Origin of the sequence: Paenibacillus periandrae (genome assembly GCF_022458865.1) — a bacterium.
Taxonomy (GTDB): domain Bacteria; phylum Bacillota; class Bacilli; order Paenibacillales; family NBRC-103111; genus Paenibacillus_S; species Paenibacillus_S periandrae.
Window position 1 is genome coordinate 288,794 of sequence record NZ_JAJNMU010000002.1, and the last position, 16,374, is coordinate 305,167.

The following is a 16,374-nucleotide window of genomic DNA, read 5'->3' on the forward strand; positions in this document are numbered from 1 at the left end:
TTATTTCGAGCCTTTTCCTTTGATACTTTCATCCCAGTACTGCATCCAATCTTTTTCTTTATTCGCCATTACAGTCCAATCCAGATTCAACGGCTTCAATTCGATTCCTTTCAACCAAGCAGGAAGAGAATCTTTGCTAATATCCGTACGAGTTGGAATTTGGTACAATTTCTCCGCTAATTCCACTCTCAGCTTGGAATCAAAGAGGAATTCATAAAACTTTTTGGCAGCATCCATGTTCTTCGCGCCTTTAACTACCCCTACGCCATCTACGAGAATCGGAGCGCCGCTTGTCGGATAAATAAAGTCAAATGGTTGTTTCTGCAGTTCCTTCTGGATCATGATATCCTGTAAATTCCATAGGGATAATGTACCTTCTTCACGAGCTAACTTCAGATACAGGTTCGTCGGATCTTGCGCGTACTCCTTCGTGTTGGCATCAAGCTTCTTCAGCCAATCGTAGCCTTTTTTCGGATCTGCAGCGTCTTGACGATAAATCATTGCGGAATAGATCGTTCTCATCGTACCGGAAGCCAATACACCACGGATAATAATTTTATTTTTATATTTAGCATCCAATAATTCGTCCCAATCCTTAGGCGCATCTTCCTTCTTCAACGCTTTGGAATTGTACATGATAACTTCCGGCAGCAGCATTTCGCCATACCAACGGTCCTGTGCATCTTTGTACAAGGCAGGTACTTTATCGGCAAAGCTTGGTTTTACCGATTCCAAAAGTCCTTCATTCGCTGCTGTCATAAGCCCTGATTGCGTACCGCCCCACCAAAAATCGGCTTGCGGGTTCGCTTTTTCCCCACGTACACGCTCCAATACCTGCTGGGCACCCATCGTTAGAACCTCTACTTCAACTTCCGGGTTCTTTTCCTTAAACTTAGGCATAATTTCATCTACCACATTTTTATCTCTGGCCGTATAAATGACAAGCTTTTGCTTCTGTGCAGGTTTTGGTGCTTCTGCCGCCGGCTTAACCGGATCTGCCGGTTTCGCCGTACCCGCTGGTGCTGTCGTACTACAAGCTGATACCGCCAGCATTGAGACACTAAGTACCAATCCTGTCAACCATGTCGAGCCTTTTTTTGTTGAATTTTTCATGTTTGAATTCCTCCTCTTTAATTTTACCCTCTGGACTTAAGTGTGGATGGGAAAGCTTCCAGTACACTGTGGATCGCCCCTATGATCCCTGCTTGATCTCCTAAAGAAGCTAGTTCAAGTCGTGGAACATAAGGCACCCAATCGGTTAACATTTGTAGAATTCTCTGTACCCCATTGTCGCCGATATGTATCATTTCCCCACTAAGAATCAATAGTTCCGGATCCATCACACTTGCTATATTGGCAATTCCATAGGCCCAATGTTTATAAATGTCATCTAGAAGCAACCCCGCCTCAACATCTCCCGTATTCGCTTGATCCACAATCTGCTTGATAATACTTGCGCCTTCTTCAATAGACGGGAGGATGGTTCTGGCCTTTTCACGAATAGCAGGTACTGAATAGTTGTTCTCAAATACCCCGTATTCCTCATGACACCGATTGCCAACAGGACCAATTAGCATAAAGCCAATTTCACCGCTTGCTTCTCGGGTACCTCGGAACAATTGTCCATCAATGACGATTCCGGCACCAATACCCGTACCCACATACATATAAACCAGATCGGAAACACCTTTACCTACACCTTTATGGAACTCGCCCATGGTCATTAAGTTAACATCGTTATCTATAATAACAGGCAAGCCCAGCCTGGCTTCGATTTCCTTCTGTACAGGCAAGCCCATCCACCCTGTGCTTGGTGAATAGCTAACCGTACCTTCTCTACGCTTTGTAATCCCCGGCAAACCCAAACCGATACCCAGTAGCCTGCTTTTATCAAATCCACTTTGGGCCAGTACGGTCGCAAGCCCTCTCTCAACGCTTTGAATGGCTCCTTCCCCATCCTTGGGTTGAGATAACCGCGCTGTGTATTGAAATAACAACTCCCCTTTTAAATCAGCAATCGCTAAATGGAGGATACTGCCTTCAAACACAGCACCTACTACACCGTAAGCCTGAAAATTGTATTCCAACAAAATTGGCTTCCTGCCGCCTTTAGACTCCCCGACCCCAACTTCACGAATTAATTTTTCTTGAATCATTTCATCAACCAATGCAGAAACACAAGGCCGACTTAACTCCGTCAGCTTGGCCAAGTCAGCCCGCGACATCCGTGTTCCTTCTTTTAACTGATGAAGAATGCCTTCGCGATTGATTTGTTTAACCAACTTGGTGTTACCCGTTTGACCGCGACCAATCAATTGAATAGTTCACCTCCTTAATTAGTTAAAATGATTAACAAAGTATCTTAACTGGATTATAATGTGAACGGTTACATTTTGTCAATAGGTTTTTAGTATGTTTTGAGTTATATTTATGTTATTTTATTTAACATTAAAATGGTAAAATAAGGGGGTTTTTATTTATAAAATGAATAAATCAATAATATAATGTTAAGTTTTGAGTTTGGGTTCCTCGATTTTGTGTTATATAAATGTTATGTTTGTGTTATTTCGTTTTGAATTTCTTCTGTGTTTATCGCTTATATACACTCTCCTCATTCACGGTGCAGCTCCAATATTGCATAAGAAAAAGCAAGATTTTACCCAGCACCAATGATACAATAACAGATAGTCCGGCTGCGCCAAGGCCGTATTAGGAGGCATTATTGGTGGAAATCATAAAGGTCGTTTCTGTTGTACAATTAGCCCAGTGTCTTGAGATTCGAAATCAGGTTTTTGTCGAGGAACAGAAGGTTCCACAGGAGCTGGAAAACGATGAGTACGATGCATCACCAGATGCTTGTGACCATATACTATTGACGTATAACGGAGTCCCGGCAGGAACAGGACGTTGGATAGTCTATAACCAACAGACAGCCAAAATCCAACGCGTCGCTGTATTACCCGAGTTTCGTGGCAAGGGACTTGGCAAAGTATTGCTTCAAGGACTGGAAAAGCATGCGAGCTCGGCAGGGTATGCATGGTCTGTATTGGACAGTCAGTGTCATGCCGAGTCGTTTTACTCCCAGCTTGGATATAGCACGGTTTCGAAGCAACCCTTTGAAGACGCTGGTATCATGCACGTCCGTATGCAAAAAAAGATTGGATAATCGTCCAATCTTTTTTCTGTTAGTGCACAGAAAGGCTATGAAGCATTATTGAGTAGGGAATCCTAATAATTTTGCGATTTTGCCAACCAGTTCCTGCTGTGAAATCATCATTTGGTGAATTTCGTCATATCGTTTGTTGCTTACTTCTTCATTTTTGATGTCCTGCTCTACAATATCCGTTACTTTTTCAGTAAGTGACTGTACCTCGCGACGCAGTTCCGCTACTTCCTCAGACATACCGTCGTACCGTTTATTCAGTGATTCTGTTGTGGCTATTAATTCATTTTTGATATCCTGCTCTACAATTTCGGTTACATTTTCTATAAGTGTCTTTATCTCGCTGCGCAGTTCTGTAACTTCTTCAGACATATCGTCATACCGTGTGTTTAGCGATTCTGCTGTGGTCAATAATTCATTTTTGATATCCTGCTCTACAATTTCAGTTACATTTTCTGTGAGTGTCTTTATCTCGCCGCGCAGTTCCGTAACATCCTCAGCCATACCGTCGTACCGTGTATTCAGCGATTCTGTTGTGGCTGTTAATTCATTTTTGATATCCCGTTCTACATTTTTGGTTACATTTTCTATGAGGGCCTTTATCTCGCTGCGCAGTTCCGTGAAATCCTCAGAAACACGCTCGTACCGCGCGGTAAGAGTCTGCATAACATTACCCAGTGCTGTTATATGAACAGATACACTGTCATATCGCGCATCCTGAGATTCTGCAATGGAAATTAATTCGCTTTTGATATCTTGTTCAACAATTTCGGTTACGTTTTCGGTAAGAGTCTGTATCACGTTGCGAAGTTCGGCAACTTCTTCTGTCACTCCATCATAGCGTGTATTCAGCGATTCAATTTTGGATGTAATTTCATTCGTAACGTCTTTTTGTAAAATTTCATTTATTTTCCCTGTGAGTAGTTGGATTATACTACGCAGCTCTATGACTTCTTTATTTAACTGAACGTTTGAGTTATCAATAATTGGCGACAACAACGTGCCGTACTCCTTAGACGCTATAGTAACCTTTTGAACCAAATCCTGTAAATGATCTTTAACATCCCTGGGTTGTCTGTTAGCTTCTAATTTTTGTTTAAGTATCTCGACAACATTCCGTAGTTCCGTCGTTTCCTTACTCAACTGCGTGTCGAGGTTGGGAATATTTGGCGTTTCAGCAGTTTCAGGCGTATCGCTTTCATTAATCTCAGTAACAGCCTGTTGGCGCATTTCCTGTAGATGTTCTTTTATATGCTTAATTGATTTATTGGCATCCCTCATCTTGGAAATGATCTCGAAAATATTTAGAGCTTCTTCTGTGTATCTGAGAGAACCATTCATAACTACAGTCGGAAAATATTCACGATATTGATTTGACCAGCCAGTAACAGCAGTACGTGTTTTCCCAAGTTTATTGGCGATCTCAGAAAGCTTATAAGTTTTTTTCATTGTATGCTTCTTCGTCCTTTCTTCTTTAAATCATTTTTGTCGGTCCATTAGGCTATAGCTGTTTCATTTTATTCAGGACACTATCTAAATGACAATGAATGAGGAAAATAACACCTCGTATATTTATCACAAACCAAAGAGCCCTCTTATGTATCATTCCTCTGGAGGAAAGGCACATAAGAAGGCTTATAGGATCAGATCGTTTGCGTTAAAATGAATTCACGTTCAAATCGTGATTTCCCCAAGCTGGATCAGCTCGATAATTAGATTAAAGCGGCTTAGCGGACAAATCCTTCTCTGCTTTTGGCTCTGGTTCTTCTTTAGTTTCGGATACTAGCTCTCTGGCTGATGCTTTAAATTCATGAAGCGTACGGCCGACGGCCCGACCCAGCTCCGGCAATTTGGAAGGTCCGAATAAAATGAGTATGACGACAAGAATCATGATAAGTCCTGGAATACCAATATTTTGCAGCATATGACATCACTCCTTATATCATAGATAGATTAATTTTGATTATGTTTTTTAGGATATACAGCGACTGCTTCAACTTCAATTAACCAATCCTCATTAACAAGGCTCGCAACACCGACCGTTGAGCGTGCCGTTTTTACCGGATTGTCCGGTTTATTGAAAAACTCGGCATAGGCTTCATTCCAGCCCGCATAATCAAATTTGTTATCTTTGCTCTTATCAGCCGTTAAATATGCCCGAAGGTATATAACATCGTTCATGGTCAAGCCTTTCTCCGCGAGCTGCTTCTCAAAATTTTTGAATACCCCAATAGCTTGTGTCTTCGTATCGCCATAACGCTCATATACGGTTGCTCCATCTTTATTTAATAAAGGAGGAACGGTGCCGCTGGTATACAGGTAAGCAGCTCCGGCAGGGACGGAAACTCCACTGGAAATGGCCGACGTTGCACTTCCATAAAATTCAGACTCATAAATCGGCTCCGCATTTATTTTATTTGGCTTGTCCGGCTCGTCTGCTGCAAAAGCCGTGATACTAATCACACCCGACATAACAGCAAGCAGCAGCATAGATCTCATATTTTTCTTTAGCATAAGTTCACTGATCTCCTTTTCTGTTCGATAATGATTCACTAAGCCTTCAATACACGCTGGTGGAGCTCGGTAACAACTTTTCGCGCCGACTCAATTCCGCCAGCCATCCAAGCTGTAATGTAGCTCATGTGCTCCCCGGCCAGATAAATCCTCCCGTCTGGCTTGCACAGTGTCTGATAATGGGTTTTCCGGTCATCTTCCGTATAAGCAGCCCATCCACCCTGGTTGTACTTAATATTTTTCCAATGGATGGAGAACGAGGTTTCAAACTCTTTATAATATTGCGGGTGAATTTTGGCGCCTGTACTTAGTGCATATTGCTCACGCTGCGCAAGAGTCAATGCACCTAATCGGTCTGCAGCAGCTCCGTTTGCATAGTAGGCAAGCAAAATTCCCTTCTGAGCGTTGTATCCGGTTGGAGGATAGTAGATCGAGGCCACATCGGTATTGGTTACCGTAGTACCTCCATATAGCTGCTCATCTGTTTCCCAGAAGCGACGTTTGAACTGGATGCCCATCTTACCTGCAGAGGCATAATTGATGCTGGAGATCGCTTTCTGCATTTCCGGTGAGAAGTCTGCCGGAATATTGCGAAGCACTGGCAATGGAATCGTACAAATACAAAAATCACCAGTGATTTCTTTTATTGCCCCGGTATCTCTGTTCTTGTAAACAACCCGGACTCCGCTGTCGTCCTGACGAATTTCACTAACCTCAGCGTGGAATACCATGTTATGACCGACGCGTTTCTCGAATGCTTGCGGGATTTTGTCCATGCCGCCAACCGGATGGAACATCATCATTTGTTGGTCATAGCCATACTCACTGGAGAAGAAGTTGCCAAATCCAGAGCTAATGATCGCGTTCACATCGAACGGGTCACGGATGACTCCGGCATCGAGCTTGCCGCCCGGCTCTGATTGATAACCTCCCCGGGAGGAGCCTTTGTAGAACAAGTCAGCATTGAGGTCGCCCTCGCGCTTCAAATACGCAACAAGTTTCTCTTTTTCCTCAGCATTCAACGGCAAATCAAGTGCATTCTGATTGACTGCTTTGGCCAGCATTTCAGAGACATAACCTCTAACGTCTGCTTTCACTGCACGCTTTCTGAATTTCTGCCCGGATAATGCACCAACATTTTCGCTATAGTAATAACCATGATCGTTCACATTGTTAAATGGTTCTATGGGAATGCCGAATTTACGTATGTACTCCATCGTTACATGGAACTGTGGGATACGCATAGGCCCTGCATTCAGGTACATGTGCTCTCCGCTATCAAAGCGTGCAACCTGCTTCACACCGCCAATCTCTGTAACCGTTGTACCTTTCCTTACAGACCAGATTCTTCCCCCGGAGCGAGAACGCGCTTCAAGAATCGTACAATCGTACCCTGCCTCCTCCAGCTCATAAGCTGCTGTCATCCCGGCAATTCCACCACCAAGAATGATGACCCGCTTGCCGTTACGATTCGTTAAGGATAAATCGTTTCTACTCGGCGGCGTATACTCTGCTGCTTTCATTGTTTCAGGAGAAAATAATCCCATCGTTCCCATTACACTGAATAAAGCAGCTGATCCTCCGATTTTACCGACAGTAGTCAAGAACTGTCTCCGTGTAATCTCATTTGGCCCTTTGTTTTCCATCTTAACACTCTCCTGTTCAGCTATCATTGAATCTGAAAATAACCATACCAAATTTTAAAACATGTGCATTAGTTTGTGTAAGTAAATCTAACACAGTTTTTTGACTCACTATCAAAATTAGGTAGTTTTTACCATGAAAAAAGAATTTACAATTGATATCATATTGGAAATGATGTAAGTTTAGTGACAATACAACCCTTTTCATTGATTACTTCATGCAAAAAAAGGATTTAATGTGACGTAAATATTACATTTTATGGAGGTTGTTAGTATGAAGGAAAAAGTGATGGGAATTGGAGTGGTATGTGAATTAACAGGACTTTCCGAACGGCAAATTCGGTATTATGAGGAAAGGCAGCTGATTAGTCCTGATCGAACTCAGGGACGTACGCGCAAATACTCGTTCGAGGATGTGGAGAGGATTAAAGAAATACAGCAGAAGATGATGGAAGGCTTCAATACTTTCGAAATCAGACAGTTGGCTGCAAAAGGCCGGTTGAAACTCAAATACAGCTGAATAAGAAAGGGAGATATCTGATGAACGAGCCTAACGCAATGACATTCCTTGGTCATGTAGGAGAACTGCGCAAACGAATCCTTCTTGTTGTAGCTGTAGTCGTTATAGCGATGATAGCCGGCTTATTTATAGCTCCGCAAATTTTGCATTATTTAAAAAGCATGCCTCCCGCCTCCGACATGGTCTGGAATGTGTTCTCTCCGTGGGATAGCGCAAAAATTTATATGAGCGTAGCACTGGCTTTCTCCATTGTCGTTTCATTGCCTTATATCCTTTATCAAATTTGGGCTTTCGTCAAAAAGGGTTTGAGACCCGTTGAGCAGGATGCGGCATTTTTATACATACCTTTCGCATTTATCTCTTTTATTATTGGGCTTAGCTTTTCGTATTTTATTGTGTTTCCGATGAGCCTTGCCTTCACCACAAGCATTACCAAAAACCTGGGGTTCTCTGAAACCTACGGTGTTTATCAATACTTTTCTTTTATGTTTAATATCATTTTGCCTGTTTCCCTTGCGTTTGAGCTTCCCATCATCGTGATGTTTCTGACCAAGCTGGGAGTGTTGAATCCTAAACGGCTGAATGCTTTACGCCGTCATGCTTATCTGATTCTGGTCATTACGGCCAGCTTGATTTCACCTCCGGAAATTATTTCTCATCTTATGGTCTTTGTTCCACTTGTTTTATTGTATGAGATCAGTATCGTGCTCTCTGGTGTCGTCTACCGTCGTAAGCATCAAAAAGTTTTTGCCAGTGGGTGAAATTAGTGAGTGGAAGGAATACGCGTAGGTCTGGAGAACGACTACAAGGCAGCTACTCATGTAGCTACCTTGGTGGTTGTGGACTGAATTTCGATCAATGATATGACCTCAGAAAGCATTTTGCATTTTACCTATCTGACCAAGTACTATAGTAAGAATACCAATTAAAATAACAAGTATAATGGGCGAAAGCAAGAAAAATATGACCACTTTTTCTTCCAAAAACATTTTAGCGAATGATGGTATAAGTAAAGAAACTATTAATAATATAGCTACAAATCCAGAACATACTATCCACCATAATATGAATGAGTTATGGTATAAAAATAAAATCCCCGTGATCCATACTGTAAGAAAAATATAAGAGATTATCAATCTAAGTCTACGTTTCTTTCTTATCGGTTGATTGTCAGATATTTTCATAAATCTCCCCCAGTTTTATTCATTAAAATATATCAACTCAAGCTCCTGCTGCAGAATTTGTAATATAATATATCCATGTGAAGACTCCAATAACAAACAATAATGGGCACAAAACCATAATAGCTGCTAATTTCTCCTCTGTATACATGTTCCGGATCGAAGGAATAAGTAAAACAACCCATGGAATTATTCCAAGTGGCGGATAAATTACTAGCCAAGGAAGTAAAAGAAAAGGATGCCCAAGTAAAGTAGTAAATAGAAGGGTACCTATAACCCAAGTTAGTAAATAGATATATGCAATTGTCAAACGAACTCGTCTTTTTTTTCTTAATGGCTGATTATTGTTCAACTTCATCCCCCCAAATGAACGAAAAAAACAGACACTTAAACACTTCGTTCCACGCGACCGACAAGGCGAATTTTAACCCTACTGGAAAAACCATACCCGGAATATAAATAAGGTTATAACCTGATAACGATTTTGTATACAACGAACAGACTCCATTTTTCATATTATAAATTATATATGAAAAATTTGTAAAATAATAGAAACTTAAACCGATAAAATGTTGAAATTACCTAAAAAACAACAAAAAACCGCCAGCGGGAATTATCCATCTGACGGTTTGATACAATGACAGGCGGCACACAAATGCGCTTTCCTATGACTCTTCTTTATTTTTCATACGTATGCTCGTAGCTTTCAAATATCTCTTCAGGAGGCAATGGAGTTGGGGGCGGCGGCGGATTGTTCTTCAAATAAAGGGCACGCCTCTCCATACGCTGTATCGATTTGAATTTCAAGCTCAGCCATATCTGGCTGGCGATGTAAATCGAGGAATACATTCCGACAACCAAACCTACCGTCATAGCCAAGGAAAACAAATTAATGGAATCACTGCCCCAAACCAACAAAGCAATTGAAGCAATCAGGACGGTTACAGCTGTATTAATGGAACGTACCAGCGTTTGATTGATGCTTAGATTCACAAGGCTTGTTAAATCCCCCCAGGTTTTGGCCCGGGCAAATCGGAGATTTTCACGTATCCGGTCAAAGATAACGACGGTGTCATTAATGGAGTAGCCCACAATCGTCAGAATCGCGGCAATAAATGGCAGATTGACCTCCAACTTTAGGATGGAAAATACGCTGATCACGAAAAAAACATCGTGCACCAGGGCGATGATGGCTGCGACAGCAAAGCCCCATTCGAACCGTATGGTGACATACAGCATAATGCCAATGCTGGCAACAGCTACAGCGACGATAGCCTGAAAGGCCAACTCCTTGGCGATGCCCGGGTCAACCGTGTTTTCCTCCTTACCGATGCCGTTTCCATATTCAACAGCAAAAGCTGACAGGATGCGGTCGGATTCACCAATATCCGCGTTCAGCACCCGATCAAACCGCACGGTCACCCGATCCTGCTGGCCTCCGCCTACAGTAACGACAGATGGATCAAATCCGGCTTTCCGAACGATTTCTTCCGCTTTATTTTTTTCAATTGGTTTCCCAAGAGCAATGTCTATGGTTGTACCCGCCTTAAAATCTACGCCGTAGTTTAAACCATGCACCAGCAAGCTGCCAATTCCAATGACAGTAACTAGAATGGAAATGAAGAAATATAGTTTTCTATGTTTAACAAAGTCAAAAGCCCTGTGCACAAGTGGCATCGGTTCATTCTTGTCAATGGCAACTACCTGTTTTCGCGAAACCCCAAAAAACAGCAGATTGTTGAAAATATCTGTTTTGGCCAACATTCTCAGCAGCCATTGAGAGAAGTAAACATTGGTCAGAATACTTAGTCCGATGCTAAGCACGAGTGTCAGCGCAAAGCCTTTAATCGCGCCTGTTCCGACATAAAATAAGACAACAGCGGCAATTATCGTTGTAACATGTGAATCCATAATCGTACGGAAAGAATTCTTATAACCTTTGCGAAGTGCCGACAGTAAGCTGAGGCCCGTACGCATTTCATCCTTAAGTCGTTCATAGGTAATGACATTGGCATCTACAGCCATTCCAATACCGAGCACAAATGCGGCAATTCCCGGCAAGGTCAGCGTCGCTCCCAGCCAATTCATGATCCCAAGCAGCAGCCATGAATACGTAATTAGCGTAAAGCTGGCAATAAATCCTGGGATACGGTACAGAACAAGCATAAATAACAAAATAATAATGGAGGCATAAGCCCCCGCCATTACAGTTTGCTCAAGTGAAAGCTGGCCCAATGAAGCTCCGACAGATTGTGCGTATTTTTCTGTAAGCTTTAGCGGAATCGCGCCGAGATTGATAGTATCCACAATTTCCTTGGCTTGGTCGTAAGTGTAATTACCAGTTAAGGTTGAAATCCCCTCGGTAAGAACGACTAGTATGACAGGCTCCACCAGAACCGTTTCATCCAGTTGAAACGTTATCTTTTGATGCAGCAGCCTGGTTGAAAGCTCTAACAGCTTCTGTTTATCCTTGACCTGAACACGTATAAGTGGTTTTTGCAATTCCCCGTACACGATGCTCGACGCACCCTCCAGAAAGTCGCTGCCGTTTAATTCGATCGCACCGTCTGGGCCTCGGACAGTCAGTTGAGCTGGCTTTTTGAGAATTTCTCTGACCTTCTGCTCATCCGCTACCCCTGCCAGCCGAACCCGGATTCGATTGGATCCCTCCGTCCAAATTTCCGGTTCCGTAGTGCCTAAAGCATTAATGCGTTTTTCTAAACTTTTTGCCGTTTGCCTTAAGGAATCCAGCGTAACGGCTCCATTATCCTCAAAAGACGATGCTTCATATAACACTTCAAAGCCGCCCTTCAAATCGAGACCAAGCTTCACGTTGGAGAGTACGTTCGGGATGGTAAATCCTATAATACTTAAGGTAATGGTAATAGTTAATAGAAAGGCAGCCATTCTTGTATAGTTAAGCAAACAAAGTCTCCTCCCGACAAATACTCCCGCGTACTTGCAGGAATATGGACTCGTCTTCACGAAAATATGACATATACTGCGATGATAAAGATGATATCTCCAGTCGTCAAGCTATATGAACATCATGCACTGCAGTGCTCAATTTGACTAACACATAGGAGACAAGTTATGACGACAATCAGCATTGTTCTACTTTCCCAGCATATTCAGCTTTTTAAGCAATGCCTAGCCAGTATACAGCTCCATACAGCAGAATCTTATGAGTTGATCGTCATTAATGATGGAGGCGCACCGGAAATTAGCGAATGGCTGGAGCAGCACGCCCCGGATGCGATCTTGCTGTCCCCTGCACAACGGCTTGGCGTTGCAGCCGGCTACAATCTTGGGGCCTCTCATTCGCGAGGCGAAAGCATCGTCTTCATTCGGGATCATGTTACAGTTACTAAGCATTGGCTTGAAGCCCTTACTGATTGCATGCAAGCCAATCCCAAGGCTGCCATGGTAGGACCGCTTAGCAATAACGTCAGCGGCTTGCAAAATGCTCCTATCCCCAGCTGCGAGACCTTATCGAAGGATACTGCTTCAGCACAAGATCTATTATCCTTTGGCTACAGCTCGGCACGCCGAGCTACTCGACTGCTTAGTTTTCTTCTGCTGATGCGCAGGGATATCTTCGACAGCTTGGGCGGCTTCGATGAGCAGTTTGCTCTGGAAGCCTACGAGGACGATGACCTGTGCTACCGTGCCCTTCAAGCAGGCTACACCCTGCATATTGCCTGTGATTGCTTCGTCCATTATACCTATCCGCCTCAGCTGTTCCCTGATGATCCCGACTGGTATCAGCGGCAGATCACAATGAACCGATTGAAGGCATTAAATAAATGGGGATTTGATTTGGCTGAAGCACAGCATGCCATAAAAACGCCAAGCTTGCTTATGTTTGAATATATGGTGGAGTCAGGTGAAAATCTCACTCTACGCGATCTCTACCGTTTTGCCAATGAATTGGCCGATGAGTGGCAATGGGAACGGGCTGCTGAATACTATGAGCGTTTCCTGGGACATGAAGAAGGCGACATTGAGAATCGTATTGCCATTTACGGACGTTTGGCCGATTGCTACTCCCATCTGAACCGGATGCATGATGCGAAAAGCAAAGTTTTGCAGACGTTTTCTTACGCGCTGCCGCGCGCTGAAAACTGCTGCCGACTTGGTATGCTTTATATGAAAGAACATGACTTTACAAGCGCTGCCTGGTGGTACAAGATGGCTACTGAGCAGACTAAGCCCGTGGACCCTAAAGCTATTGTAAGGCAGGAATGCTGGGACTGGCTACCCTACTTGCAGTTATGCGCTTGTTATATTCGACTTGGCCAGTACCAGCTAGCATACCGATACAATGAAATTGCAGCTGCTTTTATACCAAATCACCACAGGATACGGGCAAACCGAGCGTATTTGGCCAGTCACTTGGAGCCAGCCTCTTCAAATACGAATACACTTACACTGGCACAGACTGTCGCCGGGCAACAAATTCCTAACCAATCACCAGTTACGCAGAAAACCAGGATAACGTTGTCAATGATAGTAAAAAACGAAAGCGGACGTTATTTAAAACAGGCACTGGAGCGGCATCGCCTGTATATCGACGATGCGGTTATTATTGATGACGGGAGCACGGACGATACCATAGACATTTGCTTGCAGACTCTGGCTGGGATACCCGTTAAATTAATCAAAAATGAAGCATCGAAGTTCAGCAACGAAATAACGCTGCGCAAGCAGCAATGGGAAGAAACATTAAGCGTCAATCCGCAATGGATTCTTAATCTTGATGCCGACGAATGGTTCGAGGATCGATTCACCACAGAGATACGCCAGCTTCTCGATCAATCGCACACCCATGTTATCAGCTTCCGTTTGTATGATTTTTGGACGAATTCGGCCTACAGGGAGGATCACAACTGGCAAGCGCATCTATTTTACCGACCGTTCCTGCTCCGCTACAATCCCGATTTCCCCTATGTGTGGAAGGAAACACCACAGCATTGCGGGAGATTTCCGGAAAATATTTTCCAGCAGCCCAATGAACTTTCCAATTTGCGGCTGAAGCATTTTGGCTGGGCAAATGTTGCAGATCGTTGGCAAAAATTCAATCGATATATGCTGCTCGATCCGGATGCAGTTTACGGATTGAAGGAGCAATATCTATCTATCATCGATAGCAATCCGCATTTGATTGAATGGGTAGATTGAGAAGCCAAGAGGAGCCATCTACAGATATTTGGATAAGAGCTGCTGATGGCTCCAGATTGCTTTGTCAAGCTATCTTTAAACCATTTTACATAGCAGTAGTCGGATACATTTCAACTCCGGTCCCCACATTGTCGTCGAAATGGCATTGTCAGGTACCGAGAAATCATAGTCTCCATAGAACTTCAGATTGGCTTTCTTCATCAGCTCCATCAGACTATCCATATGTACATTGGGGTAATCCACAGTGAGCACAATTAACCCGTCATCCTTAAGCACCCTTGAAAATTCCAATAAAGCTTTTAATTGCACAAGCTCGTCCACATGTTCCAGCACAGATATGCAGTACACTTTGTCAAACTTATTGTCGGCATAGGGCATCCGGGTCATATCGCATAATGCCAGTTGAACATTATCGAATAAGGAATCATCGAATTCCGTGTAAACCTTCTCGCCAATCGAATCTTTAATATCTTGAATAATTCCATTTTTTGAAACGATTCGCGGGTCGCTATCGCAGGCATAAACCTCCTTGGCTATTGTACCGAGATAAAATTTAAAAGGATGGCAAACACCGCACGCAACATCAAGGACAACGTCCGAGCTTGTCGCGAACCTGCCCGCCCAAACATATTCATAATGCCGACTCCACCATGCTTCAGGCAAATCGTAGACAATATGTGTTTCCTTAGCATCCTCATACGTAATAAATCTGGAAGTGTAGTCAACAGCATTGATCAAAGTTTTTCCCCATTTCTCTTATTTAAATATGGTTATAGCCACTGTGACTTCTGCTCATGCATAAATCCCGTTGCTTACGACTGATTAAGGACCCCAGTCAAATATTGCTTATTCAGCAACATGCTGGGATGATGGGGATCATACGACAAACCAATCTCATTATGCTCCATTGCGCGTAAATGTTGGCCAAGACGGTCATAGCAAACGCAAAGCTGCAAATGCGGCTGCCATGTCCAAGCGCTCGGATCGGGGGATGCACTCAGGTCGGCTGGCCTTGCCAATTTGATCGCTTGCTTATATAAAAGAATGGCTTCCTCCCATTGCTCCAAATTCATAATCATGAATGCCAGCTTGCAGTATATTTCGGCAGAAGGAATCCGGTTTACATAAGTTTCCAAAATATTTTTCGACTGTATCGGCTTTCCCAATAAATTGTAGCAGTCTGCTGCATACACAATAGCCTCCACACGCTGCTCTTGCTCGCCCTCGCCAGTTTCTAAAAAGCCCAAATAATACTCAAGAGCTGCTTCCTCATAAAGATAATTACGCATGCATGCAGCATTGTGAAACAACTGCTCAGCGTTTAGTTCCTTTATTGAACCAGCAAAAAGCGATGAGTGGTCCGGTTTCAGACAAAGCTGCTTATAGGCCGCTACACCTGCTAAATCGGATTCACGATAAATATGATAAGCAGGATATGTTGTTTCCACGAACATCCCAAGACCCAATGCATCCGCACGAATACAGAAATGCCGATCCTCACCCCAAAAGGAAATACTTTTAATTTCCGCAAAGCTTACCCCTGCCTGAAGTGCTTGTTTACTTATCCATGTACAAGCACCAAGCCCCCCAACCTCATACAAGCCTGGCACCCGCAATTGGGCAAAAAAACGCTTCATCCGCAGGAATTGCTCCTGTCCCTCCACCTCTTCTCTGCGATCCCTGCGGTATTGCGTATATTCATCCTGTAACCAAACCTGTGGCATTTCAAGCGTATCTGGCTGCCAGCTCGTCCAGAAAATGCAGGAAACAATCGGTTTATCGGCTTGAATCAGTTGCTCCAAGGTTTGCGGATGCAGAACGAGATCGGAATCGACTAGAAATAAACCATCATATTCGGCATTACGTGCTCGTTCTATAATGTCATCCTTCATAGCAGCGACTTTCCAAATCTGGCTTTCTTTCCAGTAGTGTGTGAACTCGTTGCGTTGGTATTCCTCATTGGTTTGTATAGCAGGCCGTATTATAACGCCCCTTCCTGTCGTCTCGCAAAAATCGCTAAGCATCTGGGATGACAGTGTTTCTACATTATCATCAACAAATATATAATCAACCATAGTTGAGCTTTGAGTCAATTCCGTTAGCGATAACAGAAATTGCTCTAAAATAGCAGGAGTCTGCCTAATAGGACTGCCCATTAGAACTCTTTTCACC

The 16,374-nt window shown here is 43.3% G+C and carries 14 protein-coding genes; 4 read left to right on the forward strand and 10 right to left on the reverse strand.

The window, feature by feature from the left end:
- Both LRL21_RS03870 and LRL21_RS03875 read right to left on the reverse strand, forming a co-directional pair.
- Complete coding sequence (locus LRL21_RS03870) at positions 1-1,113, reverse strand: extracellular solute-binding protein (RefSeq protein ID WP_240414439.1); 1,113 nt, start codon at positions 1,111-1,113, stop codon at positions 1-3.
- Between the two features lie 23 nt (positions 1,114-1,136).
- A complete protein-coding gene (locus LRL21_RS03875; protein WP_240414440.1) occupies positions 1,137-2,315 on the reverse strand; it encodes an ROK family transcriptional regulator in 1,179 nt (392 codons plus the stop codon).
- A 410-nt stretch (positions 2,316-2,725) separates the two neighbouring features.
- On the opposite strand from LRL21_RS03875, the gene LRL21_RS03880 reads away from it, so the two are divergent.
- Positions 2,726-3,166 carry a GNAT family N-acetyltransferase gene (locus LRL21_RS03880; protein WP_240414441.1) on the forward strand — a complete coding sequence of 147 codons (441 nt, stop codon included), beginning with the start codon at positions 2,726-2,728 and terminating at the stop codon, positions 3,164-3,166.
- Positions 3,167-3,211: 45 nt separating this feature from the next.
- Here the strand turns inward: LRL21_RS03880 and LRL21_RS03885 are convergent, their stop codons facing one another.
- From LRL21_RS03885 to LRL21_RS03900, 4 genes are all read right to left on the reverse strand, one after another.
- Complete coding sequence (locus LRL21_RS03885) at positions 3,212-4,612, reverse strand: MerR family transcriptional regulator (protein ID WP_240414442.1); 1,401 nt, start codon at positions 4,610-4,612, stop codon at positions 3,212-3,214.
- Positions 4,613-4,880: 268 nt separating this feature from the next.
- Positions 4,881-5,087: a twin-arginine translocase TatA/TatE family subunit gene (locus LRL21_RS03890; protein ID WP_076236807.1), complete on the reverse strand. Its 207-nt coding sequence runs from the start codon at positions 5,085-5,087 to the stop codon at positions 4,881-4,883.
- A 29-nt stretch (positions 5,088-5,116) separates the two neighbouring features.
- A complete protein-coding gene (locus tag LRL21_RS03895) occupies positions 5,117-5,677 on the reverse strand; it encodes a RidA family protein (protein ID WP_240414443.1) in 561 nt (186 codons plus the stop codon).
- 38 nt (positions 5,678-5,715) lie between these two features.
- A complete protein-coding gene (locus LRL21_RS03900) occupies positions 5,716-7,323 on the reverse strand; it encodes a flavin monoamine oxidase family protein (protein WP_240414445.1) in 1,608 nt (535 codons plus the stop codon).
- 271 nt (positions 7,324-7,594) lie between these two features.
- Here LRL21_RS03900 and LRL21_RS03905 point away from each other — a divergent pair, with 271 nt between their 5' ends.
- Both LRL21_RS03905 and tatC read left to right on the forward strand, forming a co-directional pair.
- On the forward strand, positions 7,595-7,840 hold the full coding sequence (locus tag LRL21_RS03905) for a MerR family transcriptional regulator (protein ID WP_076236816.1): 246 nt from the start codon (positions 7,595-7,597) through the stop codon (positions 7,838-7,840).
- A gap of 20 nt (positions 7,841-7,860) precedes the next feature.
- The gene (gene tatC, locus LRL21_RS03910; protein ID WP_240414447.1) at positions 7,861-8,601 is read left to right on the forward strand and encodes a twin-arginine translocase subunit TatC; all 741 of its coding nucleotides are present in this window, start codon (positions 7,861-7,863) and stop codon (positions 8,599-8,601) included.
- 460 nt (positions 8,602-9,061) lie between these two features.
- On the opposite strand, the gene LRL21_RS03915 is transcribed toward tatC, so the two are convergent.
- Positions 9,062-9,373, reverse strand: coding sequence for a hypothetical protein (locus LRL21_RS03915; RefSeq protein ID WP_240414448.1), 312 nt, complete (start codon positions 9,371-9,373; stop codon positions 9,062-9,064).
- Between the two features lie 326 nt (positions 9,374-9,699).
- Positions 9,700-11,946: a protein translocase subunit SecD gene (secD, locus tag LRL21_RS03920; RefSeq protein WP_240414449.1), complete on the reverse strand. Its 2,247-nt coding sequence runs from the start codon at positions 11,944-11,946 to the stop codon at positions 9,700-9,702.
- A 168-nt stretch (positions 11,947-12,114) separates the two neighbouring features.
- On the opposite strand from secD, the gene LRL21_RS03925 reads away from it, so the two are divergent.
- On the forward strand, positions 12,115-14,202 hold the full coding sequence (locus tag LRL21_RS03925; RefSeq protein WP_240414450.1) for a glycosyltransferase: 2,088 nt from the start codon (positions 12,115-12,117) through the stop codon (positions 14,200-14,202).
- 75 nt (positions 14,203-14,277) lie between these two features.
- Here LRL21_RS03925 and LRL21_RS03930 read toward each other — a convergent pair whose 3' ends face one another.
- Together LRL21_RS03930 and LRL21_RS03935 are read right to left on the reverse strand one after the other, a co-directional pair.
- A complete protein-coding gene (locus LRL21_RS03930; protein WP_240414451.1) occupies positions 14,278-14,940 on the reverse strand; it encodes a class I SAM-dependent methyltransferase in 663 nt (220 codons plus the stop codon).
- 74 nt (positions 14,941-15,014) lie between these two features.
- The gene (locus LRL21_RS03935) at positions 15,015-16,373 is read right to left on the reverse strand and encodes a tetratricopeptide repeat protein (protein WP_240414452.1); all 1,359 of its coding nucleotides are present in this window, start codon (positions 16,371-16,373) and stop codon (positions 15,015-15,017) included.
- Position 16,374: the final 1 nt, after the last annotated feature.